Below are 26,304 nucleotides of genomic sequence, written 5' to 3'. Positions count from 1 at the left end.
CGACTCAATGGAAACTACACGCGAGAAGCTCGACCAACGCCAACATACCGCCAGATCACCGCTGGATATCGCCATCACTTTGCTGATGCTTGGCGCGATAGCGCTGGTGATCTGGCTTTCGTTCACGAACCGCGCTTCCTGGCCAGACCTCTGGCCAGACTACAGCCACATGGTATCCAACCTGCCGCAACCAAGTGCCTGGTTACGCTGGGTGCTGGGAGATATCAGCGAGGTTGCGTTCTACAAACATGAGTTCGCCTCTATTGGGCTGCTCGCCGGAGCGTATCTGGCGTACCGGGCCAATCGGACCGGAAAAGCCTGGCAAGGATTTTCCATCTGCTATGGCAGCGGCCTGTGGCCTTGGCTGATTACCAGTTCGCTGCTTGGGCTATTGCTGAGCAACCTGCTGTGGGGCTGGACCGTTACCGCCACGGCCTGGCAGCCCACGTTTGCGGCTTTTGTTTCATTGCCGGCGGCGATGGTGCTGATGTTTGGCGGCGGCTGGAAGATTGCGATCAATGGCGCAATCATGGGCGCTTTGCTCGTCACCCCGGCGTGCTTATTAATCGTCAATTACGTCTGCAATCCACTTGGGCTACCGGTGGTGATCGGGAATGTCTCGGGGATGGCTATCGCCAGCGTCATTGCGTTTCTGCTCTGTCGCTACCTGCCGAGCCTGGTGAAGTCGCAGGCATCCGGGAAACCCTGCGAACCGCCACCAGCACCCACCAACGCCAAGGCGCCTGACTACGGTGTCGTCTGGAGTTTGCGCCGGGTTTTGGCAGATTTTTCAGAGGCGCCATTCTTCGGCAATGAATGGGCCAGCCTCGGTCTGATACTGGGCGCGTTGCTGGCTTTCACCTTGAACCCAATGAGCCCGGCTTACGGCTCGGGTTTATTGCCCCAACTGATCGGTGCACAGGCGCTGACTTCGGCGCTGGGTGTGGTGATATGGCGTCGACAGTGGATATTGCGAGGATGGTACCCCACCTACATTCCGCTGGTATCGGTCGTGCCGGCAGCGGTTTTGACCTACGGCGCCAGTTGGCAGGTGATTGCCGCAAGCGCGTCGCTGGGTGCATTGATTGCGCCACCATTGGCGTGCGCAATTGCTAAGCGGTTACCAGCCGACATGCATGCCTTCATCGCAAATGTCCTGTCGATGGCCATCAGTACCTTACTCATCATTCCGTTTATCGGACTTCTGATAGCCAACTGAGCCTTCACGGCATGGCTGTATTGCGGCCTTGAGGCGGATACAGCCATTTCTACTACAAGTAAGCGAGGTGTATATCATATGGATCTGCCCAAACTGGCCATCGCGTCAATTGGCGGCACCGTGAGCATGCGGGCCCAGGCCGCCAGCAAAGGCGTGATCCCGACCGTCAGCGGTGAAACCCTGATGGCTGCGGTACCGGAGTTGACGAGTTTGGCACACGTCAACGTCGAAACCCTCGGGATGTTACCGAGCGCTTCACTGAATTTCGATTTTTTACTGAGTGTCCTCAGCTGGGCGAACTATCAGATTGAGCAAGGTGCCGTGGGTGTTGTCATCACGCAGGGCACGGACACGCTGGAAGAAAGCGCCACATTTTTCGATCACCTTTGGAACCATGACGAGCCGTTGGTGCTTACCGGCGCCATGCGCTCGGCTGCCCAGGCAGGGGCCGACGGACCGGCGAATCTACTGGATGCTTGCCGGGTTGGCTTGGCCGACAATAGCCGTCGACGTGGCGTTCTGGTGGTAATGAACGGGCAAATTCACCCGGCGCACGCAGTTCGCAAAACCGATTCAATGGCATTGCAGGCATTTTCTTCACCCATCGTCGGCCCGGCCGGTCTATTGTCGGAGGGTAAAGTTCACTATCTGCGCCCCACTCTGCCGCGCAACGTCCTGCCCTTGCCGCAACATACGACACAGAAAGTTGCCTTGCTACAGGCGTCGCTGTCTGCCGACACACTGTTGCTGGAAAACATTCTCACATTAGGTTACGACGGGTTGGTGATCGCCGGTTTCGGTGCTGGACACCTTTCGGAAACCTGGGCTGAGGCGATTGATGATATCGCCAAGAAAATCCCGGTCATCATTGCAACTCGCTGCGGCTCAGGACCCACGGCTCGTTCAACTTACGGGTTCAAGGGCGGCGAGATGGATTTGATTCGCAGAGGCGCATCGATGGCTGGCTTTGCCTGTCCACGCAAAGCCAGGATTCTCTTGTGGCTACTGATTGGTTGCCGACGACAGGATGATTTGGCTCGCTATCTGAAAGAGGACATCCGGTGTCAGCAGCCTTAAGACTTACCTGAATCATAGTGGCTTGAGGGGCTGCTGCGCACCCCGGCGGGAGCAAGCTCCCTCGCCACAACGATTCAGACAAACCCAGAGCGAACAGCATGACGGCAATCGCAGGACTTTCGGATTCGCCAATCCCCTAAGGCTTATGCGCCCGCGACAGGAATTCGTGGGATTGCATTTCCAGCAGACGGCTCAGGGTCCGCTGGAATTCGAAGGTCAGGCGACCGCCGGTATAGAGATCCTTGAGTTCGACTTCGGCCGAGATGATCAGCTTCACGTTGCGGTCGTAGAACTCGTCGACCATGTTGATGAAGCGGCGAGCGATGTCGTCAGTGGTGACGCTCATCTGCTCGACGCCGCTGATCAGCACGGCGTGGAAGATCTTGCCCAGTTCAATGTAGTCGTTCTGGCTGCGGGGGCCGTCGCACAGTTCACGGAAATCGAACCACGCCACATCGTCACAGGTGCGGATGGCGCGGATCTCGCGGTTCTCGATGATCAGCACATCGTTTTCCACCGCCTGGGTGCATTCCGGCGTCAGGGCGCGGAAGCTCTTGCGCAAGCTCTCTTCAGCGGCGGCGTCCAACGGAAAGTGGAACAACTCCGCTTGCTCAAGGTGACGCAGGCGATAGTCCACACCGCTGTCGACGTTGACGACTTCAGTGTGTTCCTTGATCAGCTTGATCGCCGGGAGAAAGCGCGCGCGTTGCAGGCCGTCCTTGTACAGGCCGTCCGGCACGATGTTCGAGGTGGCGACCAGGGTCACGCCGTTCTTGAACAGCTCTTCCATCAAGGTGCCGAGGATCATGGCGTCGGTGATGTCGGAAACGAAGAACTCATCGAAGCAGATCACCCGGGTCTCGTCGGAAAAACGCTTGGCGATGAGGGTCAACGGGTTCTTTTCGCCGCCCAGGGTCTTCATTTCCTCGTGCACACGCTTCATGAAGCGGTGGAAGTGCGTCCGGGTCTTTTCCTTGAACGGCAGCGCTTCGAAGAAGGTGTCCACCAGGTAGGTCTTGCCACGGCCGACACCGCCCCAGAAGTACAGGCCCTTGACCGGCGCCTGGTCTTTTTTGCCGAACAGTTTGCCCAAGAAGCCCGGCTTGTCGTTCGAAGCGGCAATCAAGTCGTCGTACAGGCGCTGCAAGTGCCGCACGGCCGTTTCCTGGGCTGCGTCGTGGAAGAACTCCGGGCGTTTCAGATCAGCTTGATATCGTTCTAGGGGCGTCATATTCGTTAGCAAGGCAACAAAAACGGGCCGTCACTGTAGCGATGGCCCGGAAGAATGGCAATCGGCCCTTTTTCGGGCCGATGGTCGGATAATGCCTGGGATCAGTCCTGCGCAGGCGTCAGGGCGACACGCAAGGCGTCGATCGCCGCGTCCCGGGCGCTGCTGTCGGCGAAAACCGGGCTGTTGGCCACGCATTCGCCGTCGAGCCAGACGCTGAAACCCAGGTCGTCATTGCGTACGTCCAGCGGCTGGCCAGCTTGCAGTTGCTTGGTCACTTGGCCTGCGGTCTTGCCGTCAGCGAAATTGCTCGAGAGCAACAGTTGCTCGCCATCGGCCGACAGCAGGCGGAAGCGGAAGCTGCCATCCTCGTCGCGGAAACTGACGAAACGTGCCGCCTTGGCTGCTTTCTTTTTAGTCTGGGTGGCGACTTGGACCTGACTGACGAAGGACCGCAGGCCAACGGCCTCACGCAGTTCGTTGAGGAACGGCGTTGCCACGGCCCGGGCCTTGCTCGCGCCCAGTTGCAGGATGTCTTCAAGGTCCGATGGACGCTCGATGAACTGGTGATAACGCTCGCGCGCTTCACCCAGCTCGCTGTCGAGCAACTGGAACAGGCGGTTCTTCGCCTCGCCCCACCCCAAGCCCTGCAACAGCTCGCTACGGAATTCGGCGGACTGCGCCGGGGTGGCGAACGCCTGGAACAGCGTGAACAGATGCGAATGGTCCGGATCCTTGGCTTCGCCCGGCGCGCGGGAGTCGGTGACGATCCGCGAGATCGCGTCCTTCATGTCCTTGGCGCTGCTGAACAACGGGATGGTGTTGTCGTAGCTCTTGGACATCTTGCGACCGTCGAGGCCCGGCAGCGTGGCGACGCTTTCTTCGATCAGCGCCTCGGGCATGGTGAAGAACTCCTTGCCCTGGCCGAACAGGTGGTTGAAGCGCTGGCCGATGTCGCGGGCCATTTCCACGTGCTGGATCTGGTCGCGGCCGACCGGCACCTTGTGGGCGTTGAACATCAGGATGTCGGCAGCCATGAGGATCGGGTAGCTGTAGAGGCCCATGGTGACGCCGGCGTCCGGGTCTTCGCCGGTCTCGACATTCTTGTCCACCGAGGCCTTGTAGGCGTGGGCGCGGTTGAGCAGGCCCTTGGCGGCGACGCAGGTCAGCAGCCAGGTCAGTTCGGGGATTTCGGGAATGTCGGACTGGCGATAGAACGTCACGCGTTCCACGTCCAGGCCACCGGCCAGCCAGGTCGCGGCGATCTCCAGGCGCGAACGCTGGATACGCAGCGGGTCGTCACATTTGATCAGGGCGTGATAATCGGCCAGGAAGTAGAACGAATCGGCATTGCTGTCGCGGCTGGCGAGGATCGCCGGACGGATGGCGCCGGCATAGTTGCCCAGGTGCGGGGTGCCGGTGGTGGTGATGCCGGTCAGGATACGGGTACGCGTCGTCATGGGTTTATCGCTTGTCAGACTGCTGTCAATTCGAGAGGCGCGGCAGGAGCAGATCCTTGAGATCGGTCAGCTTGCCATGAAAAAAGTGTCCGCATTCTGCCACTTTCAGCAGCTCGTGGGGGCGCTGCAGCGTGTCGGACCATTCGTAGACAATCTGGGGATCGACGACTTCATCGGTTTCAGGCTGGATCACCGTCAACTCACCACCCGTCGGCAAGGGCGAATGTTCATCCAGGCGCATCACGGCAGGTGCGACCATGAACAGGTGCTTGAGCGCCTGGCCCTGGGCTTGCAACCGACCGCCGAGGGTCGCGGCGACGAAACCACCGAACGAGAAACCGAACAGCGTGAGCGGCAACTGGGGATACTTTTCCAGCAACCAGGCGGCCGCGGCTTGGGCGTCGTCCACTTCGCCGGTGCCCATATCGTGACTGCCGGCACTGGCACCCACACCGCGATAATTGAAACGCAACGTAACCAGGCCGGCGTCGCGAGCGGTACGTTGCAGGGTCGAGACCACCTTGTTGAGCATGGTCCCGCCCTGCACCGGGTTCGGGTGGCAGATCAGCGCCAGGCCACGGGGCGCTTCGCTGTCCAGATACAAGGCTTCCAGTTGGCCCACGGGGCCATCGATGAATACAGGGGTTTCGCGCATAAGCAAGGGAAAGAACTCCGTGACCCCGAATAGGGTCGACTCGTCTAGCTAAAAGTCTGTGCCTGGCATGATTGCGATGTTCTTCGCGGTATACAGCGCAGGTCCGAGCCGTTAACGTAAAGCAAAGCCGTTTATAGAGGAAGGACTCGTGGAACACTCGCTCTTAGTTTGGCTGTTGCCGACTCTTGCCCTGGTTGCCGGTGTCGCCATTGGATTCCTGGTTGCCCGACTGCTGCCCAACGCGGTGCCCAACAGCACGCAGCGTCAGCTGGACGACATCCAGGAACGTTTCGACAGTTACCAGAATGAAGTGGTCACTCACTTCAACAGCACCGCGTCCCTGGTGAAGAAACTCACCCAGAGCTACCAGGACGTCCAGGATCATCTGTCCGAAGGCGCCAACCGCCTGGCCCTGGACGAACAGACTCGCCAACGTCTGCTGGCCGCCCTGCAAGCCGATGCGGCGCAGACGCCACGGGAACGCCTGACCCCACCAAAAGGGATCCAGGAACCGCCACGGGACTACGCCCCCAAGGCGCCGAATTCACCCGGCATGCTCGATGAGCATTACGGTTTGAAGAAGTAAATTTCGAGCGACACCCAAAAAGCCCGCCCGATCGCATGATCGGGCGGGCTTTTTATTGGCTCAAAGCTCACATATTTCAAATATTAATCCACTGTGGCGAGGGGATTTATCCCCGTTGGGCTGCGCAGCGGCCCCCAAACCAGCCAACTCGGTGTGTCAGAAAGATTGAGTTCACTGCTTTAGGGCTGCTGCGCAGCCCAGCGGGGATAAATCCCCTCGCCACAGGTATGTATGTCCTGAAGTATTATGTACTCAGTTCAAGCCAACACCTCACCCGCCACCTGGTCGATAGCCCCCTTGGTGATGTCGACGATCAGGTCAGCCTCTTCGCGGGTCAGGATCAGCGGTGGGGCGAAGCCCAGGATGTCACCGTGGGGCATCGCGCGGGCGATCATGCCGCGCTCCAGGCAGGCGGCCGAAACCTTCGGGCCAACTTTCAGTGCCGGGTCGAACGCCGTGCGCTGTTCACGATCGGCCATGAATTCCACCGCCGCCAACATGCCATCACCCCGGACTTCACCCACCAGCGGATGACCTTCAAGGGTTTCACGCAACCTACGGTTGAGGTAGCCGCCCACGTCTTCAGCGTTGGCCGTGAGGTTTTCCCGTTCAAGAATGTCGAGGTTGGCCAGGGCCGCCGCCGCGCAGATCGGGTGTCCGGAGTAAGTCCAGCCATGGCCCATCGCGCCTTCGGCCTGGGAGGCTTTTTCAATCACGCTCCAAACTTTTTCGCCGATGATCACCGCCGACAACGGCGCATAAGCACTGGTCAGCCCCTTGGCGGTGGTGATCAGGTCCGGTTTCATGCCATAGCGCTGGCTGCCCATTTTCGAACCGAGGCGGCCAAACGCGCAGACCACCTCGTCGGCGATCAACAGCACGTCGTACTTGTCCAGCACGGCCTGGATTGCATCCCAATAACCCGCTGGCGGAACGATGATGCCGCCAGTGCCCATCACCGGTTCGCCGATGAACGCCGCGACGGTGTCCGGGCCTTCGGCGAGGATCATTTTTTCCAGCTCATCGGCGCAATAACGCACGAAGTTCGCTTCGTCCATGCCCGCCGGGGCCTTGCGATACCAATGCGGACATACGGTGTGCTTGACGCCTTCCGCCGGCAGGTCGAAGTGTTGGTGAAAGGCCGGCAGCCCGGTCAGGCTGCCGGTCATGATGCCCGAGCCGTGGTAGCCACGGTCACGGGAGATGATTTTCTTCTTCTGCGGCCGGCCCAGGACGTTGTTGTAGTAACGCACCAGTTTGATCTGCGTTTCGTTGGCGTCGGAGCCGGACAACCCGTAATAAACCTTCTTCATCCCCTCCGGCGCCCAATCCATGATGCGGCTGGACAGCTCGATGATCGCCTCGCTCGAATGGCCTACATAGGTGTGGTAATAGGCCAATTCCTTGGCTTGCTTGTAGATGGCGTCCGCCACTTCGGTACGGCCATAACCAATGTTCACGCAATAGAGCCCGGCGAAAGCGTCGATGAAATCACGCCCTTCATGGTCGCGAATGCGAATACCTGACGCGCTCTTGATGATCCGTCCCTTGAGCGCACCACTGGCGTGATCATGGGCGTGGGTCGAGGGGTGCATGAAATGCGCACGGTCTTGTTCGAACAGCGTGTTGAGTTCTTGGCTCATGCGGGCTCTCCTGGGAACTGGCCTTGATGGTGCAGGCAAAAATATTTGGTTTCGACAAAGGGCTCGAAGCCCTCGCTGCCACCCTCGCGGCCGAGGCCCGAGGCTTTCATGCCACCGAAGGGAATCGGGTGGCCGGTGAACTTGACGCCGTTGACCGCGACCATGGCGTGGTCGAGACGGCGAATCAGCGGATAAATGACGTCCAGGCGGTTCGAGCAAATATAGGCCGCCAGGCCGTACTCGGTGTCGTTGGCCATTTCGATGGCCTCGTCCAAGGTGTCGAACGGCATCACCCCGGCGATGGGCGCGAAATTTTCCTCACGGTAGATACGCATCTGCGGCGTGACATCGGCCAGCACGGTCGGCTGATAGAACAACCCGCCCAAGGCGTGAGCCTCGCCGCCTACCAGGCGTTGAGCGCCGAGGGCCAGGGCATCGGCGACACGATCAGCAGTCCCATCGAACGCCGCCTGGTGCATCAACGGGCCGACGTCCACGCTCTGCTCTTGTTGATCGACCATTGCCGGCCCGACCCGCAAGGCACGGGCAGCTTCGGCGAAACGCGCAAGAAATGCCTGATAGACCGGACGCTGCACCATGATCCGGTTGGCCGCACAGCAATCCTGGCCCGACGTCTGGAACTTCGCTTCGACGGCGACTTTCACCGCTAGCGCCAAATCGGCGTCGGCGCAGACAATGAACGGCGCGTTACCGCCCAACTCCAACGCGACTTTTTTCACGTCATGAGCCGCCGCTTGCAGGACCAATTTGCCCACTCGGGTCGAGCCGGTAAAACTTACCGAGCGCACGCGACGGTCCTTGACCAGGGTTTCCATGGCCATTTGCGGCTCGCCCAAGACCACGTTGAAGACCCCGGCGGGAAAACCTGCCTCCTCGGCCAGTTGTGCCAATGCCAGGGCCGAGTACGGTGTTTCATGGGCTGGCTTGACCACTACGGTGCAGCCGGCGGCCAGTGCGGCGGCGGCCTTGCGGGTGATCATTGCCGATGGGAAATTCCACGGTGTGAGCAACGCGCAGACGCCCACCGGTTCCTTGAGGGTGCCCAAGTGAGCATTGGGGATGTGACTGGGGATGTTCTGCCCATACAGGCGTCGGGCCTCTTCGGCGAACCATGGAATGAAGCTGGCGGCATAGGCGATTTCGCCACGGGATTCGGCCAACGGCTTGCCCTGTTCCAGGCTGAGAATGCGCGCCAGGTCTTCACTGTGCTCGGTGATCAACGCTGCCCAGCGCCGCAGGATCGCGCCGCGAGTTTCCAGGCTCTGCTCGCGCCACGCCGGGAAGGCGCGATGCGCCGCGTCCACCGCCGCGACGATCTGCGGCTGATCGAGCATCGGCACATGACCGATGACCGTGCGGGTGGCAGGGTTGTGCACCGCGATGCTCTGGCCACTGTCGCTGTGGACCCAATGGCCGTCGATGTAGCAAAGCGCCTTGAACAGCAGCGGATGTTGATAAGGCATGACGTTCACTCCAGACCGTTTGCGTGATCCCATGCTAGGGCAGCGGCGCTCGGGATTTCGGGTGTTTGCGCGGGGTCAGACCTTGGGTTTTTTCTGGAAAGAACCTGCTGGAAAGTGGTTTCTGCGGTGCTCAGGAAGAAGCCGTCAACTCCGCTGGCAACGCGCCGGCGGTCTTGATGGTCTTGGTGACGATGTAGGTGAAATAGCGTTCGATGCCAAGGTCTTCAAGCAGCAGTTGATCGACGAAACGCTGGTAGGCATCAACGTCCGGCGCCTGGATCATCGCCAGGTAATCCACACCACCGCCGGTGGCGTAACAGAACGCCACTTCCGGCGCGGCGATCATGCGTTGCTCGAAACGGCGCATGTCCTGGGCGGTGTGTCGGGCCAGGGTGATTTCCACCAGCACCTGCTGACGCTTGAACACCGCGCCCCAATCGATCTGCGCCCGGTAGCCAATGATCAGGCCCGCCGCTTCCAGCTTGCGCACCCGCTCCCAGGCCGGCGTCACCGAGAGGTTGATGGCCTCGGCCAGGCTCGACTTGGTGATCCGCCCGTCCTCGGCGAGGATCTGCAGGATCTTCAGGTCGTAGCGATCGAGCTTGTGCATGGGCCGGGCTCTCCAGAAAATTCAAACATCACACCATCTCCCGTGGCGAGGGAGCTTGCTCCCGCTGGGCCGCGCAGCGGCCCCAATGTCAGAGTCGCGATGGCTCAGGCCAAAAAGCGACGACTGCTTCGCAGCCGAGCGGGAGCAAGCTCCCTCGCCACAGGGCGGTGTGTCAGTTGAGGTGGATCACGCCAACACATCCGCAATCACCACCAGCGTATCGCCACACTGCACCAACCCGGGAAAGTGCCGGGCCGCCAATAGGCCGCTGCGAGCGGCGCGGTATTCGACCGGGGCGACGCCGCTGCGGGTGGCGTCGTAGATCCGCGCGACCACTTCGCCCAGGGTCACGTTTTCGCCGAGGTCGCGGCACATTTCCAGCAAGCCGTCGTGCTCACTGGCGATGAAGCAACTGGCGTCCGGCATGTCGAGTATCAGCGAAGGTTGCAACTCGATCGTGCCCCGCAAGATGCCGGCGTGGACCAACAGGTTGCGCACACCCCGCTCGGCAATCGCCACGCTACGCGCGCTCGACGAACCGCCGCCGCCCAGCTCGGTCGTGACGAAGACCTTGCCTTGCGACTCGGCCGCGGTGTCGTACATCGACCCGGCGTCCAGCTCAAGCATGCGCATGCAATACGGCGCGTTGAATGCCAGCATCCCGGCCTCGCAACGGGCCTGCTGCGTTTTGTCAGGCAATACATGGCAGGCGGCGAAGGGCAGGAAATCCAGGGTCCGGCCACCGGAATGGATGTCCAGGACAATGTCCGCCAGAGGCAACAAGGTGCGATTGAAATAGTCGGCGATTTTCTCGGTGACGGTGCCGTCCGGCCTGCCGGGAAAACTGCGGTTGAGGTTGCCTTTGTCGATCGGCGAGGTCCGGCGCCCGGCATGAAACGCAGGGGTGTTCATGAACGGCACGATGATCACCCGCCCGCTGACGTCTTCGGCGCTCAACTGCTGCGCCAGCTTGCTCAGGGCCACTGGGCCTTCGTATTCGTCGCCGTGGTTGCCGCCACTGAGCAGCGCCGTCGGGCCGCTGCCACGCTGGATCACAGTGATGGGAATCATCACCGCGCCCCAGGCCGAGTCGTCCCGCGAATACGGCAACTTGAGAAAACCGTGCTGCACGCCCTCGCGGCTGAAGTCGACCGTGGCGCTGATGGGATTGTTGGGCACGTCAGGCATGGCTCAATCCTTCACGAACAATTGACGAGGCACGTTGCACAGCGTCTCGACGCCGGTCTCGGTGATCAGGATGCTCTCGGTGATTTCCAGGCCCCAATCGTCCATCCACAGTCCCGGCATGAAGTGGAAGGTCATGCCCGGTTGCAACACGCTGTTGTCGCCGGGACGCAGGCTCATGGTGCGCTCGCCCCAGTCCGGTGGATAACTGATCCCGATGGGGTAGCCGCAACGGCTGTCCTTGTGGATGCCGAACTTCTCCAGGACTTTGAAAAACGCCACGGCGATGTCCCCAGTGGTGTTACCCGGTTTGGCCGCGTCCAGGCCGGCGGCGATACCCTCGACCACGGCTTTTTCGCCGTCGAGGAAATGCTGCGGTGGCTTGCCCAGGTAAATGGTCCGCGACAGCGGGCAGTGGTAACGCTTGTAGCAACCGGCGATTTCAAAAAAGGTGCCGGCGCCCTTCTCGAACGGTGAATCGTCCCAGGTCAGGTGCGGCGCGCTGGCATCGGCGCCGGTGGGCAACAGCGGCACGATGGCCGGGTAGTCACCGCCATGGCCGTCGGCGCCGAGGATGCCGCTGCTGTAGATCTCCGCCACCAGTTCGTTCTTGCGCATGCCCGGCTCGATCCGCTCGAGGATCCGGCCGTGCATGTTCTCGACGATGCGCGCGGCGATGCGCATGTAGGCGATTTCCTGGGGCGACTTGACCGCTCGCTGCCAGTTCACCAGGCCCGCCGCATCCACCAGTCTTGCCTCGGGCAAATGCTTTTGCAGCGACAGGTAGGCGGCGGCGCTGAAGTAATAATTGTCCATCTCCACGCCGATGGTCAGCGCGCCCCAGCCACGGGCGATGATCACCTCGCGGGACAGGTAGTCCATCGGGTGGCGCTCGCGGGACTGCACGTAGATGTCCGGGTAGCCGACGATGTTGTCGGCCTGCATGAATACCGTGCGCTTGGCGCCGTTGGCATCCTGGCCGCGACCGAACCACACGGGTTCGCCGTCCAATGCAAGCAGCACGCACTGGTGCACATAGAACGACCAACCGTCATAGCCGGTGAGCCAGGCCATGTTCGACGGATCGGTCACCACCAGCAGCTCCAGGCCCTGGGCCTGCATGGCGGCCCGAACCTTCGCCAGGCGCTGGGCGTATTCCTCCCGTTTAAACGGAAGATTGACGACTATCTCTGACATCCATCTGCCCTCTGATCAATGACGCACGAATGAAAAATGGTTAGCGGCCGAATGGGAAACCCGTGCCCGCCGCCCGCGCCCGCTCGAACGCCAGGTTGGCGATGGCGGTGTCCTGGGCGCCGGTGCCCGTGAGGTCGCACAGGGTGATTTGCGACGGGCTGATACGTGCGGCCCGTTGCCCCGCCAGCACCCGCCCCAGCTCCAGAAGCGCCAGGTCATCGCGAACGGTGCCGGCCGCCAGGGCGTGGTGCAGTTCGCCGAGCACGCGGGTCTGGCTCAGGCGATCGGCGACGTAGCAATCGACAGCCGCCAGGGCTTGCGGAGAAATTTCGTTCTTGTGTTCAGCGTCGGAGCCCATTGCGGTGATGTGCAGGCCGGGGTGCAAATGGCGCGCCTCGATCAGCGGCTCGCGGCTGGGGGTGCAGGTGATAGCGATGTCCACCCCTTCCAGGGCTTCGTCGACCGTGCGACACGCGGTGACCGATAATCCGCTGGCGCGCGCCAGTTCAGCGCTGAACGCCTTGGCCTTCTCTGCGTCCCGCGCCCAGACCCGCACCTCCTCGATAGGCCGCACCAGCCGCAGCGCCTGAAGCTGCAACGCCGCCTGTTCGCCGGCCCCGATCAGCGCAACGCTGCGGCTGTCTTCGCGAGACAGGCACCGCGCCGCCACCGCCCCTGCTGCTGCCGTTCGCACGGCGGTGAGGTAGCCGTTGTCCAGCAACAGCGCCTCCAGCAAACCGGTGCGCGCCGAGAGCAGCATCATCATGCCGTTGAGGCTGGGCAGGCCGAGCTTGGGGTTATCGAAAAAACCCGGGCTGACCTTGATGGCGAACCGTTCCAGGCCTGGCAGGTAAGCAGTCTTTACGTCCACTTCGCCGTTATGTTCGGGGATGTCCAGCCGCAGGATCGGCGGCATCGCCACGGCGGCGGTGGCCAACAGCACGAAGGCCTGTTCGACGGCGTCGATGCTGGCCAAATCCAGGGCCACGCAACTGCGCAAGTCGGCTTCGCTCAATAGGGTGACTTCACTCATGACAGGCTCCGTTAACGGGTTATCAAGCGTTGGCGCCAGCGATCACGCGGGCATGTTGTTCGGTGTCGACGTTGCGCCCGCTGAGCACCACCACAATCGGGCCACGCGGTTCGACCAAGCCGTCGAGCAACGCCGCGATACCCACCACGGCAGCGCCTTCGAGCACCAGGCGTTCCTGGTGATAGGCGTGGCGGATGGCGTTGGCGATCGAAGCTTCCGAGAGCAGGTGCATGTCATCGCTCAGTTGGCGCGCCATGTCGAAGGTGTAGCGGTTGTCCAGGCCAATGCCGCCGCCGAGGGAATCGGCCAGGGTTGGCAATTCTTCGACGTCCACCGGGTGTCCGGCGGCGAGGCTGGCGTGCATTGCAGCGCCTCGCGCCATACTGATGCCGTGGACTTGTATCGCTTGATTGGCGCTTTTGAGCGCCAGGGCCACACCGGCAAACAAGCCGCCACCGGACAACGGCACCAACACCTGGGCCACGTCGGGTTGTTGTCCAAGGATCTCCAGGCCGAGGGTGCCTTGGCCGGCGATGATCGCCGGATGATCGAAGGGCGGCAGGAAGGTCGCGCCCTCATCTTTGGCAATGCGTTCGGCTTCGCGCTGGGCATCGTCCTGGGACTGGCCGACGATGCGTACCTCGGCACCCAGGTCGCGGATCGCCTGCACTTTGTTGCCCGGCACGAGGTTCGACAGGCAGACAATCGCCTTGACCCCTTGTTGCGACGCGGCATGGGCCAGTGCCCGACCATGGTTACCGGTCGAGGCCGTCACCACGCCTGACGCCTTCTGCTCCGGGCTGAGTTGCGCCACGGCATTGCTCGCCCCGCGCAGCTTGAAGCTGCCAGTGATTTGCATGGATTCGAGCTTGAGATACACCGCCACGCCCATCAGTCGCGACAGGCTGGGAGAATGTTCCATGGGCGTGCGTCGCACCAGCGACTCGATGCGCTGGCGAGCGAGATAGACATCCTGTAGCTGCAACACTGCCATGACCGCGTCCCGAGCTGATGTGTTGGGCGCAGTCTAAGAGGGCTGGATTGTGGTGATGAATGTACTAGGGCAATTTAATTTGCATTCGTTGCGATTGAACGAAAGTGAACTGAAAACTTGAAGATGACCTCATTCCCGTGGCGAGGGAGCTTGCTCCCGCTGGGCTGCGCAGCAGACCCAAGACCATTCGACCCGTTGCATCAGGAGACAGTCGGAAACTTTTACGACTGCTTCGCAGCCGAGCGGGAGCAAGCTCCCTCGCCACAAAGGCCCCATGCAATTTTTGAATAGACACCTTGCCTTCAGAGCACCCTCTTGCACATCAGAAATCATGAATCTGCGGGTACTGGTTGAAGATCTCGCGCATGCCGATCAGCGCATGGCGCATTTCTTCGTCGCTGCATTCGGCGCCGACGCACACCCGCACGGCACGGGGCTTGGGCGTCCCGCGTACGGTGAACGGGTCGGGCGACGTCACGGCGATGTGCTTGTGCCGCAGCGCCCGCACCAGGCTGTCCACTTCCCAATGGGGCGGAATGCCAATCCATGCGTTCAAGGCGTGAGGGTGCTGGGCCAGCAGGTGCTCGCCCATGTATTCGGTGACCATCGCCTGGCGCCCCGCCAACAGGCGTCGCTGCAAATGCACCAGTGATTCGGCGCGCCCATCGCGGATCCAGCGGGCGGCGATCTCCGAGACCATCGGCGTGGCCATCCAACTGTTCACCCGCAGGATGCTCTCGGTGCGCAGCGCCAGGCGCTTGGGCACCACCAGGTAACCGATGCGCAGACCGGTGAGCACCGACTTGGTCATGCTCGTGCAGTAGAAGGACAGCTCCGGCAGATAATGGCTGATGGGCGGCGCGCGGCGTTCGTCCAGCAGCGGACCGTAGACGTCGTCTTCGATGATGTGCACGCCGAAACGCCGCGCAATCTCGGCGATTTCCCGGCGACGCGTGTCGGGCATCAGACTCGTGGTGGGGTTGTTCAGGTTCGGCGTGCACACCAGCGCGGTGATGCGCTCGTTGCTGCACATGTCTTCGAAATGTTCCGGGTCGATGCCATGGCGGTCCATCTCCAAGCCCTTGAGGGTAAAGCCCAGCACCTGGGAATTGCCGATCACGCCGTGGTCGGTCACGCCCTCACAGAGCACCACGTCGTCGGGGCCGGCCAGTGACGCCAGGGCAAGGAAGATCCCGTGAGCCGCGCCGTTGGTGATCAGGATATCGTTGCGATCAACCTTGAGCCCCTGGCGACCGATCCATTGAGCCGCCGCTTCGCGATGGGATTCAAAGCCTGCGATCGGACGAAACGCGTGGATCCACGGCTGGTCTTCTTCAGTGCTCAGCTCGGCGCAGGTGTCGCGCCAGAATTGATCGTGCTCGCGGGTGTGCAGGATGCGCGTGATGGAAAAATCCACCAGGGCGCGCTCGGGGCTGTCGAGGATGTAAGTGGCGACCCGGTCGCTCATGCGCCGCGAGACGAAACTGCCACGCCCGACCTCACAACGCACCAACCCCTGACGCTCCAGTTCCTTGTAGGCATTGGTGACGGTCTGCACGCTGATGCCCATGGCGTCGGCCACTTGCCGTTGCGGCGGCAGGCGCTGGTCGTTGGCCAGGGCGCCCTGCTCGATGTCGTCGGCGATGGCCTGCACCAGTATCTTGTATTTGGATTCACCACTGCGGGCGACGTCCAAGGCTGATTTCCACTTATCCATAACGCTGCAACCCGCGTGTGTACTGGTGCGCACAGCATTGCGCGGCAATCGCTGCAAAGCAATTGTCCTAGTGCAATACAATCAGCGCCGGGGCTTTTGTATGCTCGGTCCAAGGTCGTCATCCAGGCGGGTTCATCGCCCCGACAAAAAGCCGGATCGACCTGTACCGGCGCCGTTATCGATTCCAGGCCTCGCCCGGGTCCGCCGCTGTACGCTTTGCTCTTGTCACACTGCCTCCTAACACAGAACCGTCCACCGACGGATCCACAAGAAACAGGAGATTTTATCGATGAGCAATTTTCTTCCCGGCACCTGCGCGCCCCTGCGCCGGCTCTTGTTGACCTGCGCGGTGCTCGGCCTGGCCGGCACCGTTCAAGCCGCGACCCTGGACACCGTCAAAAGCAACAGCAGCATCCGCATCGGCTATGCGAACGAAACCCCGTTCGCCTTCACCGAAACCGACGGCACCGTGACCGGGGAATCGCCGGAAATCGCCAAGATCATCTTTGCCAAAATGGGCATCAAGCAGGTCAACGGGGTGCTTACCGAATGGGGTTCGCTGATTCCGGGGCTGCGCGCTGGTCGCTTCGACGTGATTGCCGCGGGCATGTACATCACCCCCGCGCGCTGCAAGCAGGTCTTGTTCACCGACCCCCAGTACCAACTGCCCGACGCCTTGCTCGTGGCCAAGGGCAACCCGAAAAAACTCCACAGCTATGAAGACATCGCCAAGCAACCGGACGTGAAGCTGGCGATCATGGCCGGCACAGTGAACCTGGCCTACGCCCGCGATTCCGGGGTCAAGGATGAGCAGATCCTCCAGGTCCCCGACACCACCGCGCAATTGCAAGCGGTGCGCGCCGGCCGCGCCGATGCTGCCGTCGGCACGCAACTGACCATGAAAGGCTTGGCCAGCAAGGGCGGCGACAAGGTCGAGGCAATGACCGAGTTCAAGGACGATCCATCCCACATCGGCTACGGCGCCCTGGCCTTTCGCCCCGAGGACAAAGACCTGCGCGACGCGGTCAATGCCGAGCTGAAAAAGTGGCTGGGCTCCGAGGAACACCTCAAGGCCGTCGCGCCATTCGGTTTCGACAAGTCCAACGTCACCAGCAAGACCGCGGCCGAGCTCTGCGCTCAGCCATAGTCGAACTGGCGTGCCGAAACGGGCATGACGCGCACGCGTGATGCCTGTTCCCTGCTTCATCGGATATCGGGTTGAACCATGGGCGAATTACTTCCGTTACTGATTCAAGGGGCCTGGGTCACGCTGCAGGTGACCTTCTTCGGCTCATTGCTGGCAATTGTCGCGGCGGTGCTCGCGGCCCTCGGTCGGCTGTCGCCGTGGCGCGCGTTGCGCTGGTTTTCGATTACCTACATCGAAGTGTTCCGTGGCACATCGCTGCTGGTGCAGTTGTTCTGGCTGTTCTTCGTGCTGCCGCTGCCGCCGTTCAACATCGAGCTGAGCCCGTACGCCGTGGCAATCGTCGGCCTGGGGCTGCACATCGGCGCGTATGGGGCCGAAGTGATGCGCGGCGCCATCAGCTCGGTCGCCAAGGGCCAATACGAAGCCTGCACGGCGTTGAATTTCAGCGGCTTCACGCGCTTCAAGCGAATCATCTTGCCGCAAGCGCTGCTAGCGGCCATCCCGCCGGGCACCAACTTGCTGATCGAGCTGCTGAAGAACACCTCGCTGGTGTCACTGATCACCTTGTCCGACCTGAGCTTCCGGGCGCGACAGTTGGACCAGGCGACGTTCCAGACCCTGGAAATCTTCAGCCTGGCGCTGGTGATGTATTTCATCCTCGCCCAGGCCATCAACTTCGGCATGCGCAGCATTGAGCGCCGGTTGAGCCGGGGCCGGATGCGTGGAGGTCTGTCATGACCCTGTTCGACTGGTCCTACGCGGCGCAAATCCTCCCGGATCTGCTGCGGGCCTCCCTTAATACCGTCGGCATTACCCTGATCGGTTTCCTGATCGCGATCGTCCTGGGGCTGTTCCTGGCGATTGGCCGGCGCAGTCGCAAGTTCTGGTTGTCGTGGCCGACCACGGCAGTGATCGAGTTCATCCGCAGCACGCCGCTGCTGATCCAGGTGTATTTCCTCTACTACGTGCTGCCCAACTACGGCTTGAGCCTGACGGCCATGCAAGTCGGCATTCTCGGCATCGGCCTGCACTACGCCTGCTACATCGCCGAGGTCTATCGCAGTGGCCTCGACGCGGTGCCGCGGGCGCAGTGGGAAGCGGTGACTGCGTTGAACATCGCGCCGTACGACGCCTACCGCAACATCATCCTGCCCCAGGCGCTGCGTCCGATCATCCCGCCGCTGGGCAACTACCTGGTGGCGATGCTCAAGGACACGCCAGTGCTGTCGGCAATCACCGTGGTGGAAATCATGCAGCAGGCCAAGAACATCGGTTCCGAGCATTTCCGTTACCTGGAACCGATCACCCTGGTCGGCCTGTTCTTCCTGGCCCTGAGCCTTGCCTTGGCTTATCTGGTACGGCGCCTTGAAACGCGCATGGAGCTACGCTAATGACTTTACCTCTGTCCACGCCCACCGATTTGTCCCGGCGCAGCACGCTGGCATCGCAGCAGGAGGCCCCGGCCATGCAGATTCCGACACCGTCCCGGCCAATTGTGAGTTTCCAGGACGTGACCAAGAGCTATGGCAGCTTTACCGTGCTCGATCATCTGAACCTGGACGTCGCGCCCGGCGAAAAAGTTGCGATCATCGGCCCCAGCGGCTCGGGCAAATCCACCCTGCTGCGGGTGTTGATGACGCTTGAAGGCATCGACCAGGGCCAGATCCGCATCGAAGACGATTCCCTGACCCACATGCCCAACCGCAACGGCGTGCTGGTGCCGGCCAACGACCGGCACATCCGCCGGGTACGCGGCAAGATCGGCATGGTGTTCCAGAGCTTCAACCTGTTTCCCCACATGACCGCGTTGCAGAACGTGATCGAGGCGCCGGTGCAGGTGCTCGGCATGAATCCGAAGGAAGCCCGCGAGCGCGCGGCCGATCTGCTGGAGCTGGTGGGCCTGGGCAGCAAGCTCGACCATTACCCGTCGCAGTTGTCCGGCGGTCAGCAACAACGGGTGGCGATTGCCCGGGCCTTGGCGATGCGGCCCAAGGTGATGTTGTTCGACGAGGTGACTTCGGCGCTGGATCCGGAGTTGTGTGGCGAGGTCTTGAACGTGATCCGCAAGCTGGGCGCCGAGCACAATCTGACGATGCTGATGGTGACCCACCAGATGGGCTTCGCTCGGGAGTTCGCCGACCGGGTGTGCTTCTTCTACAAGGGGCAGATCCACGAGCAAGGCACACCGGCGCAGATCTTCGAGAACCCGCAGCAGGAGCGTACGTGTGCGTTCTTGAGTGCGGTGAAAGAGGCTAACTAACCCCTAACCCATCACTCAAGTGAACACCTTTGTGGCGAGGGAGCTTGCTCCCGCTGGACTGCGCAGCAGGCCCAAAACCGACCGCCGCGGTGTGTCTGGAGGATTGAGGTGACTGGTCTGGGGGGTTGCTGCGCAACCCAGCGGGAGCAAGCTCCCTCGCCACAAGGGCCCCAGCCACGAAAAAGGGGCCATGTTTCCATGGCCCCCGTTTCATTTACCGCCCAGCGATCACGGGTACTGCTGGTAAGTCTGCCCCTGCTGTTGCGGTGCCTGGTACTGCTGCCCCGGAATCGCCTTGAGGTTGACCTCGACACGACGGTTCTGCGCGCGGCCATTGACGTCGGCGTTGCTGGCGACCGGGTTGTCCGGGCCGGCTCCGCGAGCCGTGAGGTTGGCACCGCTCACGCCTTGCGACGTCAGGTAGGTCGCCACGCTCTGGGCACGACGCTGGGACAGGTCCATGTTGTGCTGGCGGCTGCCGGTGCTGTCGGTGTAGCCGACGATTTCAATCTGGTTCTGGTTGAACTCCTTGAGGGAGTTGGCCAGGTTGTTCAGCGGCTGGTAGAAGCTCGACGCAATGTTCGCCGAGTCGGTGGCAAAAGTGATGTTGCCCGGCATGATCAACTTGATCTGGTCGCCCTGGCGCTGCACTTCGACACCGGTATTGGCCATGCTGGCGCGCAGTTTCTTCTCCTGCTGGTCGGCGTAGTAACCGTAGCCGGCCGCCGAAGCCCCTACCACCGCCGCGCCGATCAATGCCCCTTTGCCACGGTTATCGTGGCCGATGGCCGCGCCCGCCAATGCACCGGCCAAGGCGCCGAGGCCGCCATACTTGGCGGTTTTGCTCATGCCGGAAGAATCGGTAGAGGCCTGGCCTTGGTTGTCATAGGGGTTGGGCGACGCACAGCCGGACAACAGGGCCACGGCAGTAGCGACAACGATCAAGCGACGCGAGGTGAACATGGAGATGCTCCTGGGTTTTCAGTCTGAGTGCCAAAGTGTAGGCAATCGACTCTGGCTGGCGTTGGAACGCGACAATCGTTAAAAATTCCGTTCCGCTGCGCTGCGCTTCGCCCGGATCGATGATGAGTCATCGGTCCGGGCGAAGTCCCCCTCAGGCCTAGGCCAAGCAGCGGCTCACGCCCCTGACGATCATCTCCACTTCCCGCCCGTCGATCGTCAGGGGCGGCAGCAGGCGGATGGTCTTGCCCCGGGTGACATTGATCAGCAAGCCGTGGTCCCGGGCGGCACAGAGGGTCAGGTCACGGACCGGTTGCTTGAGTTCTACGCCGATCATCAGCCCTTGGCCACGAATCTCACGCACGTTCGGATTATCCGCCAATTCGGCCCGCAACCGACCGAGCAATTGCTCGCCCTGGCGCCGGGCATTCTCCAGCAGGCCTTGTTCCTCGATGATGTCCAACACCGTGCAACCGACGCGACAGGCCAACGGATTGCCGCCAAACGTGCTGCCATGGCTGCCGGGGGTAAACAGCTCGGCGGCCTTGCCTCGGGCCAGGCAGGCGCCGATAGGCACGCCGTTGCCCAAGCCTTTGGCGAGGGTCATGACGTCCGGCACGATGCCTTCGTGCTGGAAAGCGAACCACTGGCCGGTGCGGCCGATGCCGGTCTGGATCTCGTCAAGCATCAGCAACCAGGCGCGCCGGCTGCACAGGTCCCGTAGCGCTTTCAAATAACCCGGCGGCGCGAGTTGCACGCCACTTTCGCCCTGGATCGGTTCAACCAATATCGCGACGATACGCTCGCCGTGGGCTTGCCGGACCTTTTCCAAGGCAGCGAGATCGCCGAACGGCACCTTGACGTAATCCCCCGGCAAGCGATTGAAGCCCAGCCGCACCGACGGGCCGTCGCTGGCGGACATCGTGCCCAAGGTACGCCCATGGAAGGCGTTGTCCATGACCACGACCAGCGGCTGCTCGACGCCTTTATGCCAGCCGTGCAGGCGTGCCAGTTTCAGTGCGGTTTCATTGGCTTCGGCCCCTGAATTGTTGAAAAACACCCGCTCCATGCCCGAGAGCTGCGTGAGCTTGTGCGCCAGCCGTTGTTGCCAGTCGATGCTGTACAGGTTGGAGGTGTGCAGCAGCAGGCCGGCCTGCTCACTGATGGCCGCCACCAACCTGGGATGGGAATGCCCGACGTTGGTCACCGCCACACCCGCCACCGCGTCCAGATACTCGCGACCGTCCCGGTCCCACAGGCGTGTACCCAGGCCATGGGTGAAGTTCAGCGCCAAGGGTTGGTAAGTGGTCATCAGGCAGGCGGCGGTCATGACATCTGGCTCCATTCGAGTGATTTTTTCCAGTATGGTTAGCCACTCTCGATGGATAAACGCCGTTCTACTTAAATCATTTAAAAGCTGAGCTTGATAATGGATTTGTTCCAGGCAATGACCGTGTACGTAAAAGTGGTGGAAACCGGCAGCCTGACTGCGGCGGCGCAGGCGTGTGAAATGTCGACGACCATGGTGGGCAATCATCTTCGGGCATTGGAGCAACGCCTCGGTGCGCGCCTGATCAACCGGACGACCCGCCGCCAGCGCTTGACCGAAATCGGCTCGGCCTACTATCAGCGTTGCCTGGAAGTGATCGGGCTGGTCGCCGACTCCGAACGCCTGGCCGAGCAGACCCAAGGTGAACCCACCGGCACGTTGCGCATCACCGCGCCGCTGACATTCGGCACGGAGCGCCTGGCACCGGCGTTGGCCGAATTCAGCCAACGCTATCCGCAGGTCAAGCTCGATGTGGTGCTGACCAACCAGCGTCTCGATCTGCTCGACCACGGCTTTGACGTAGCCATTCGCCTGGGCCATCCCGACCCGAAGCTGATCGCCCGCCCCCTGATGGACTACACCCTTACCGTTTGCGCCTCCAAGGCTTACTTGGCCCGGCGCGGCACGCCGCAAAAGCCCGATGACCTGCAACACCATGATTGCCTGTCATTCGCCTATTCGGCCGGCGACGAATGGCGCTTTGCCCAGGAGCATTGGCCGATCAACGGACCGGAGGGCGAAATCAAAGTGCCGGTGACCGGACCGATGCTGATCAACAGCTCTTCCGGCCTGCACCGTGCGGCCCTGGCTGGCATGGGCGTGGTGATGCTGCCCGATGCATTGGTGGAGCAGGACCTGAAGAACGGAGACTTGGTGGCCCTCCTGCAAGGCTATCAATTGCCCCACCGCCCGATGAGCCTGCTCTACGCCCAGGACCGCTACCGTTTGCCGAAATTGCGTAGTTTTGTCGAGTTTGCGTTGCACAAGTGGGGTAAACCCAGTCTGAACAGTGCCCGCTAGTGGCGCTCCGCCCCATCGGCTACTCTTTAGTCCTGGAGAGCATTTTGATATCAGGGCTGATTGAGGGAACGATGATGGACGACGCCTCGAAAATCGAATTGCTGCGGCTCGATTTATCCGATCTGGACGAAAGCGTGCTGCACACCATCATGGAGCTGGTCAGCGACGGCATCTGGGACTGGAACGCCAACACTGGGTTCGTCTACCGCAACCCCGGTTGGTACACGATGCTCGGCTACACGCCCCACTCGCTGAGCAACACCGTGCTGACGTGGGAGAACGTCATCCATCCCGATGATTACCCCCAGGTCATGGCGCTGTTCGATGACTATCTGGAACACCGATCCCCCACGTATCACGCCGAATATCGCTGCCGCACGCAGGACGGTTCCCATATCTGGATCGAAGACCGCGGCTATGTCATCGCCCGCAACCCCGACGGCAGCGTGGCCCGGATGATCGGCGCCCATCGCAGCATCGACGACAAGAAGCGCCTGTTCGAGCAACTGGAACGGCGCAACAAGTCCCTGGAAGCGGTCATAGAGGAACGCACCCGCGAACTGTCCCGGGTCAACCATCAATTGCAAATCCAACTCGACGAAAACCGCAGGCTCGCCGAAACCGATGCCTTGACCCTTGTCGCCAACCGTTATCGCCTGGAGCAGGCGCTGCCGCTGGCCTGTGAACGCGCCCAGCGCTTTCGCGAACCGCTGTCGCTGATCGCGATGGACATCGACGACTTCAAGGACATCAATGACCGTTACGGTCATGCTTTCGGCGACGCAGCGCTGGTGCAAGTGGTGCAGGCCGTCAAACGCTGCGAGCGCGACGGCGACCTGCTGGTGCGCTGGGGCGGTGACGAATTCATCATGATTTTGCCAAACACATCACTGGCCGATGCCGTGCTGATGGCCGAAAGCATCCGCCGAGGCCTTTCCGACCTGTTGCCGGTGGGCGACTTCCACATCACGATGAGCTTTGGCGTGGTGCAACGGGTCGAGGACGAGCCGCAGGCAGCGCTGCTGGACCGGGCGGACCAGGCGCTGTATCGCTCCAAGGTGGGCGGCAAGAATGTGATTTGTGTCTGACTCGAATTGAACCCTTGAGGCGCTTGCAGCGGTCATAGACTGTAACTCTTTCGATCAGGTTCCTGCCGTTGACGACACGACTCCCCTTCTCTTCACGCCTTTTCCTGGGTTGTGCCGGCTGGTCGTTGCCCAGGGAGCATTGGCCGTCGTTTCCTGTCGAGGGTACTCATCTGCAGCGCTATGGCGCACGCTTTCCGGCCGTGGAGATCAACAGTTCGTTCTACCGCCCGCACCGCACCGCGACGTACGCGAAGTGGGCAGACAGCGTGGCCCCGGACTTCCGCTTCTCGGTCAAGGTGCCGAAGCAAATCACCCACGAGCGGCGCTTGCACGATTGCGACGGGCTTGTGGATGAATTCCTGGGGCAGTGCTCGCAACTGGGCGAGAAACTGGGTTGCCTGTTGATTCAATTGCCGCCGTCGCTGGCCTTTGACAGTGTGCGGGCCGGGCGTTTCTTTACGGCGTTGCGAGACCGCTATCAGGGCCACGCGGTACTTGAACCTCGACACCCGAGCTGGCTCGCACCGCAGGTCACGGCGATGCTGCTGGACGAACGCATCGGTCGGGTCGCCGCGGATCCTTCGCCTCTGCCAGGCGGCGATGAACCGGCGGGCTGGCCGGGCGTGCGTTACTACCGGCTGCACGGCTCGCCCAGAATTTACTACTCGGCGTACGAACACGCCTGGCTGGAGCAGCTCGCGCGAAAATTGAAGGCCGCACCGGACACACCGACCTGGTGCATCTTCGACAACACCGCCAGCGGCGCCGCGACATTGGATGCGCTGCGATTGATGGACCTGATGCTGGGGTAAAATATTCACCGGTGGCCGGTCCGACCGTGACAACACCGCCCGCGTCCAATAGATTAGGCGACCGGAAAAAAGCTCAATGCCTTTCTCGCCTTATCCAGCTAACAGAAGTAGTGAAATTTCAATGTCCGATTCCAATACCGCTGAATCTGTAGTCACCCTGTCGTCCAAAGCGGAATACGAAAACTCCATCAATCTTTCACAGCATCTGCCCCAGGCCAAAAGCATCAGCGAAATGGTCCTCGATGCCTTCCAGTCGAACCGCGAAAGCGACCAGATCCGCGAGCTGCGCAACGCCATTCGCCAGGCGCACGATGCGTTCGATGACGACAAGGCCTACGAACTGATGGGCCAGCTCAAGCAGCTCAAGGACGCCGAAGCCGCCGATTTCGCAGCCTTGGAAGACCTCAGCAGCCGCTTCCCGATCAGCCGCATTCTCTCCAGCTACAAGGATGATCCGGATTTCCAGGAACTGGTCTACGGCTTGGCCCTGAAAGTGCTGAACCAGACCCACCAGGCCATCAGCAACCCCAGCGGCAGCAAGGGCAAGACCTCGCGCGCCAAGAAAGAAGCCGAGGTGTTTGTCATCAGCAAGGACGGCATCAGCGTGACCCTGCCGCTGCGCACACCGCGCTCCAAGCCGAACGTCGATCGCGAGGCCTTCGAGTTCCTGGGCTTCAACTTCGTTGGTGAAGGCGACGAAGCCGAGCTGGAAAGCGAAACCTTCCTGGACAATGACGGCACCGAACAACCGGTCACCCGCAAGAGCATTGTCACCGCGCTGCAGCAGCAGAAAGCATTCGACGGCTACAGCATCGCTCAGCAATAAGGCCCGGTTGATTTCCCCCGTGGCCGCGGCGCTCTGAAACAGCGCCCATGAAAAAGCCCCGCGCTTCTCTCGAAGGCGGGGCTTTTTCATGACTATCAGCTTTTCAAACAGCGCCGAGACGCTCGACCATATCTGGAAACTTTTCGACCAGTTTGATCAGCAAAGCCGCTTGGGCATTAGGCTTGGATTTTTCCTGCTCCCAGTTCCGAAGAGTGCCTGGACTGGTCCGGATGCTCTTGGCAAAAACGGCTTGAGACATATGAAGCCGGTCACGCAAAGCCACGATTTCCTGGGCCGATACCTCGGGAACCGGTTTGTCCTCGATCGATATCTGGCGAAGGGTAATCTTGCCCTCGCGGTGAGCGGCCATCTCTTCGACGCCTTGCATCATCTCGGCAAACAGATCGCGCTTTTTCATAAGGTACCTCGTACTTTCAACTCAGCTTCTATGGCGCGCTTGAGCGTCTTCTCTTGCTCGGAGGTCAGGTTTTTCAACTCATCCTTGTCATAAATCGCAAACATCCAGAACTGACGGTCATTCATGAGCCAATAGTAAATAACTCGCAACCCACCTCGTTTCCCTTTGCCACGACGTTCATCGAACCAGCGCAGCTTACGAAAGCCTCCGGTACGTGGCATGACATCACCGACCTCTGGATGCCCCAGCATATAGGACTGGAGGAGGCGATATTCATCGTCAGCCAGGTATTGACCAACTGTGGCGGTGAACGACGTTGTTTCGAAAAATAGGGTTCGCATGGCCAAAACTATAG

The 26,304-nt window shown here is 61.3% G+C and carries 26 protein-coding genes; 11 read left to right on the top strand and 15 right to left on the bottom strand.

From position 1 onward, the window contains the following. The first annotated feature begins 7 nt into the window (after positions 1-7). A complete protein-coding gene (locus tag HU742_RS04515) occupies positions 8-1,219 on the top strand; it encodes a threonine/serine exporter family protein (protein ID WP_186638280.1) in 1,212 nt (403 codons plus the stop codon). Positions 1,220-1,297: 78 nt separating this feature from the next. Next, entirely contained in the window at positions 1,298-2,296 is a 999-nt protein-coding gene (locus tag HU742_RS04510) for an asparaginase (RefSeq protein ID WP_186638277.1), read from the top strand. Between the two features lie 136 nt (positions 2,297-2,432). Here the strand turns inward: HU742_RS04510 and zapE are convergent, their stop codons facing one another. From zapE to HU742_RS04495, 3 genes are all read right to left on the bottom strand, one after another. After that, complete coding sequence (gene zapE, locus HU742_RS04505; RefSeq protein WP_186643813.1) at positions 2,433-3,527, bottom strand: cell division protein ZapE; 1,095 nt, start codon at positions 3,525-3,527, stop codon at positions 2,433-2,435. A gap of 101 nt (positions 3,528-3,628) precedes the next feature. Then, positions 3,629-4,984, bottom strand: a complete 1,356-nt coding sequence (locus HU742_RS04500) for a tryptophan--tRNA ligase (RefSeq protein WP_186643815.1) — start codon at positions 4,982-4,984, stop codon at positions 3,629-3,631. A gap of 25 nt (positions 4,985-5,009) precedes the next feature. Then, positions 5,010-5,639, bottom strand: coding sequence for an alpha/beta hydrolase (locus HU742_RS04495; protein ID WP_186643984.1), 630 nt, complete (start codon positions 5,637-5,639; stop codon positions 5,010-5,012). Positions 5,640-5,787: 148 nt separating this feature from the next. On the opposite strand from HU742_RS04495, the gene HU742_RS04490 reads away from it, so the two are divergent. Then, positions 5,788-6,225, top strand: a complete 438-nt coding sequence (locus HU742_RS04490; RefSeq protein ID WP_186638269.1) for a ZapG family protein — start codon at positions 5,788-5,790, stop codon at positions 6,223-6,225. Between the two features lie 257 nt (positions 6,226-6,482). On the opposite strand, the gene HU742_RS04485 is transcribed toward HU742_RS04490, so the two are convergent. The 8 genes from HU742_RS04485 to ehuR all read right to left on the bottom strand — a co-directional run bounded on the left by HU742_RS04485 (position 6,483) and on the right by ehuR (position 16,088). Beyond that, on the bottom strand, positions 6,483-7,868 hold the full coding sequence (locus tag HU742_RS04485; RefSeq protein ID WP_186638268.1) for an aspartate aminotransferase family protein: 1,386 nt from the start codon (positions 7,866-7,868) through the stop codon (positions 6,483-6,485). Further along, the gene (locus HU742_RS04480) at positions 7,865-9,352 is read right to left on the bottom strand and encodes an NAD-dependent succinate-semialdehyde dehydrogenase (protein WP_186643817.1); all 1,488 of its coding nucleotides are present in this window, start codon (positions 9,350-9,352) and stop codon (positions 7,865-7,867) included. The genes HU742_RS04485 and HU742_RS04480 overlap by 4 nt, the downstream gene beginning before the upstream one ends. Positions 9,353-9,482: 130 nt before the next feature. Then, entirely contained in the window at positions 9,483-9,962 is a 480-nt protein-coding gene (locus tag HU742_RS04475) for an Lrp/AsnC family transcriptional regulator (RefSeq protein ID WP_186638266.1), read from the bottom strand. Between the two features lie 186 nt (positions 9,963-10,148). Beyond that, positions 10,149-11,150, bottom strand: a complete 1,002-nt coding sequence (gene doeB, locus HU742_RS04470) for a N(2)-acetyl-L-2,4-diaminobutanoate deacetylase DoeB (RefSeq protein ID WP_186643818.1) — start codon at positions 11,148-11,150, stop codon at positions 10,149-10,151. 3 nt (positions 11,151-11,153) lie between these two features. After that, a complete protein-coding gene (doeA, locus tag HU742_RS04465) occupies positions 11,154-12,344 on the bottom strand; it encodes an ectoine hydrolase DoeA (protein ID WP_186643819.1) in 1,191 nt (396 codons plus the stop codon). A gap of 40 nt (positions 12,345-12,384) precedes the next feature. Beyond that, positions 12,385-13,377, bottom strand: coding sequence for a cyclodeaminase (locus HU742_RS04460; RefSeq protein WP_186643820.1), 993 nt, complete (start codon positions 13,375-13,377; stop codon positions 12,385-12,387). A 22-nt stretch (positions 13,378-13,399) separates the two neighbouring features. Next, the gene (gene eutB, locus HU742_RS04455) at positions 13,400-14,371 is read right to left on the bottom strand and encodes a hydroxyectoine utilization dehydratase EutB (RefSeq protein ID WP_186643821.1); all 972 of its coding nucleotides are present in this window, start codon (positions 14,369-14,371) and stop codon (positions 13,400-13,402) included. 322 nt (positions 14,372-14,693) lie between these two features. Continuing rightward, the gene (gene ehuR / locus HU742_RS04450; RefSeq protein ID WP_186638238.1) at positions 14,694-16,088 is read right to left on the bottom strand and encodes a MocR-like ectoine utilization transcription factor EhuR; all 1,395 of its coding nucleotides are present in this window, start codon (positions 16,086-16,088) and stop codon (positions 14,694-14,696) included. Between the two features lie 289 nt (positions 16,089-16,377). Here ehuR and ehuB point away from each other — a divergent pair, with 289 nt between their 5' ends. From ehuB to ehuA, 4 genes are all read left to right on the top strand, one after another. Beyond that, a complete protein-coding gene (gene ehuB / locus HU742_RS04445) occupies positions 16,378-17,235 on the top strand; it encodes an ectoine/hydroxyectoine ABC transporter substrate-binding protein EhuB (protein WP_186638235.1) in 858 nt (285 codons plus the stop codon). A 78-nt stretch (positions 17,236-17,313) separates the two neighbouring features. Beyond that, positions 17,314-17,973 carry an ectoine/hydroxyectoine ABC transporter permease subunit EhuC gene (ehuC, locus tag HU742_RS04440; RefSeq protein WP_186611011.1) on the top strand — a complete coding sequence of 220 codons (660 nt, stop codon included), beginning with the start codon at positions 17,314-17,316 and terminating at the stop codon, positions 17,971-17,973. Then, a complete protein-coding gene (gene ehuD / locus HU742_RS04435; protein ID WP_186638231.1) occupies positions 17,970-18,626 on the top strand; it encodes an ectoine/hydroxyectoine ABC transporter permease subunit EhuD in 657 nt (218 codons plus the stop codon). The genes ehuC and ehuD overlap by 4 nt, the downstream gene beginning before the upstream one ends. Beyond that, a complete protein-coding gene (gene ehuA, locus HU742_RS04430) occupies positions 18,626-19,495 on the top strand; it encodes an ectoine/hydroxyectoine ABC transporter ATP-binding protein EhuA (protein ID WP_437179871.1) in 870 nt (289 codons plus the stop codon). Before ehuD ends, ehuA begins: the two co-directional genes overlap by 1 nt. 228 nt (positions 19,496-19,723) lie before the next feature. Here ehuA and HU742_RS04425 read toward each other — a convergent pair whose 3' ends face one another. Together HU742_RS04425 and HU742_RS04420 are read right to left on the bottom strand one after the other, a co-directional pair. Beyond that, positions 19,724-20,458, bottom strand: a complete 735-nt coding sequence (locus HU742_RS04425) for a YiaD family glycine zipper/OmpA-like lipoprotein (protein WP_186611013.1) — start codon at positions 20,456-20,458, stop codon at positions 19,724-19,726. 157 nt (positions 20,459-20,615) lie between these two features. Beyond that, on the bottom strand, positions 20,616-21,785 hold the full coding sequence (locus tag HU742_RS04420; RefSeq protein WP_186643822.1) for an aspartate aminotransferase family protein: 1,170 nt from the start codon (positions 21,783-21,785) through the stop codon (positions 20,616-20,618). A gap of 99 nt (positions 21,786-21,884) precedes the next feature. On the opposite strand from HU742_RS04420, the gene HU742_RS04415 reads away from it, so the two are divergent. From HU742_RS04415 to HU742_RS04400, 4 genes are all read left to right on the top strand, one after another. Further along, positions 21,885-22,805, top strand: coding sequence for a LysR family transcriptional regulator (locus HU742_RS04415; protein ID WP_186638222.1), 921 nt, complete (start codon positions 21,885-21,887; stop codon positions 22,803-22,805). 74 nt (positions 22,806-22,879) lie between these two features. Continuing rightward, on the top strand, positions 22,880-23,893 hold the full coding sequence (locus HU742_RS04410) for a sensor domain-containing diguanylate cyclase (protein WP_186638418.1): 1,014 nt from the start codon (positions 22,880-22,882) through the stop codon (positions 23,891-23,893). 68 nt (positions 23,894-23,961) lie between these two features. After that, entirely contained in the window at positions 23,962-24,705 is a 744-nt protein-coding gene (locus HU742_RS04405) for a DUF72 domain-containing protein (RefSeq protein ID WP_186643823.1), read from the top strand. Between the two features lie 121 nt (positions 24,706-24,826). After that, the gene (locus HU742_RS04400) at positions 24,827-25,531 is read left to right on the top strand and encodes a hypothetical protein (RefSeq protein WP_186643824.1); all 705 of its coding nucleotides are present in this window, start codon (positions 24,827-24,829) and stop codon (positions 25,529-25,531) included. 103 nt (positions 25,532-25,634) lie between these two features. Here the strand turns inward: HU742_RS04400 and HU742_RS04395 are convergent, their stop codons facing one another. Further along, positions 25,635-25,949 (bottom strand): helix-turn-helix domain-containing protein, encoded by a 315-nt coding sequence (locus HU742_RS04395; RefSeq protein ID WP_030139928.1) that lies wholly within the window; start codon positions 25,947-25,949, stop codon positions 25,635-25,637. Further along, entirely contained in the window at positions 25,946-26,290 is a 345-nt protein-coding gene (locus HU742_RS04390; protein ID WP_186638216.1) for a toxin, read from the bottom strand. The genes HU742_RS04395 and HU742_RS04390 overlap by 4 nt, the downstream gene beginning before the upstream one ends. Between the last annotated feature and the right edge of the window lie 14 nt (positions 26,291-26,304).

The sequence above is a fragment of the Pseudomonas marvdashtae genome (genome assembly GCF_014268655.2).
Taxonomy (GTDB): Bacteria; Pseudomonadota; Gammaproteobacteria; order Pseudomonadales; family Pseudomonadaceae; genus Aquipseudomonas; species Aquipseudomonas marvdashtae.
The sequence above is the reverse complement of the archived record's forward strand: the minus strand, read 5'-3'. Positions and strand labels throughout refer to the sequence as shown.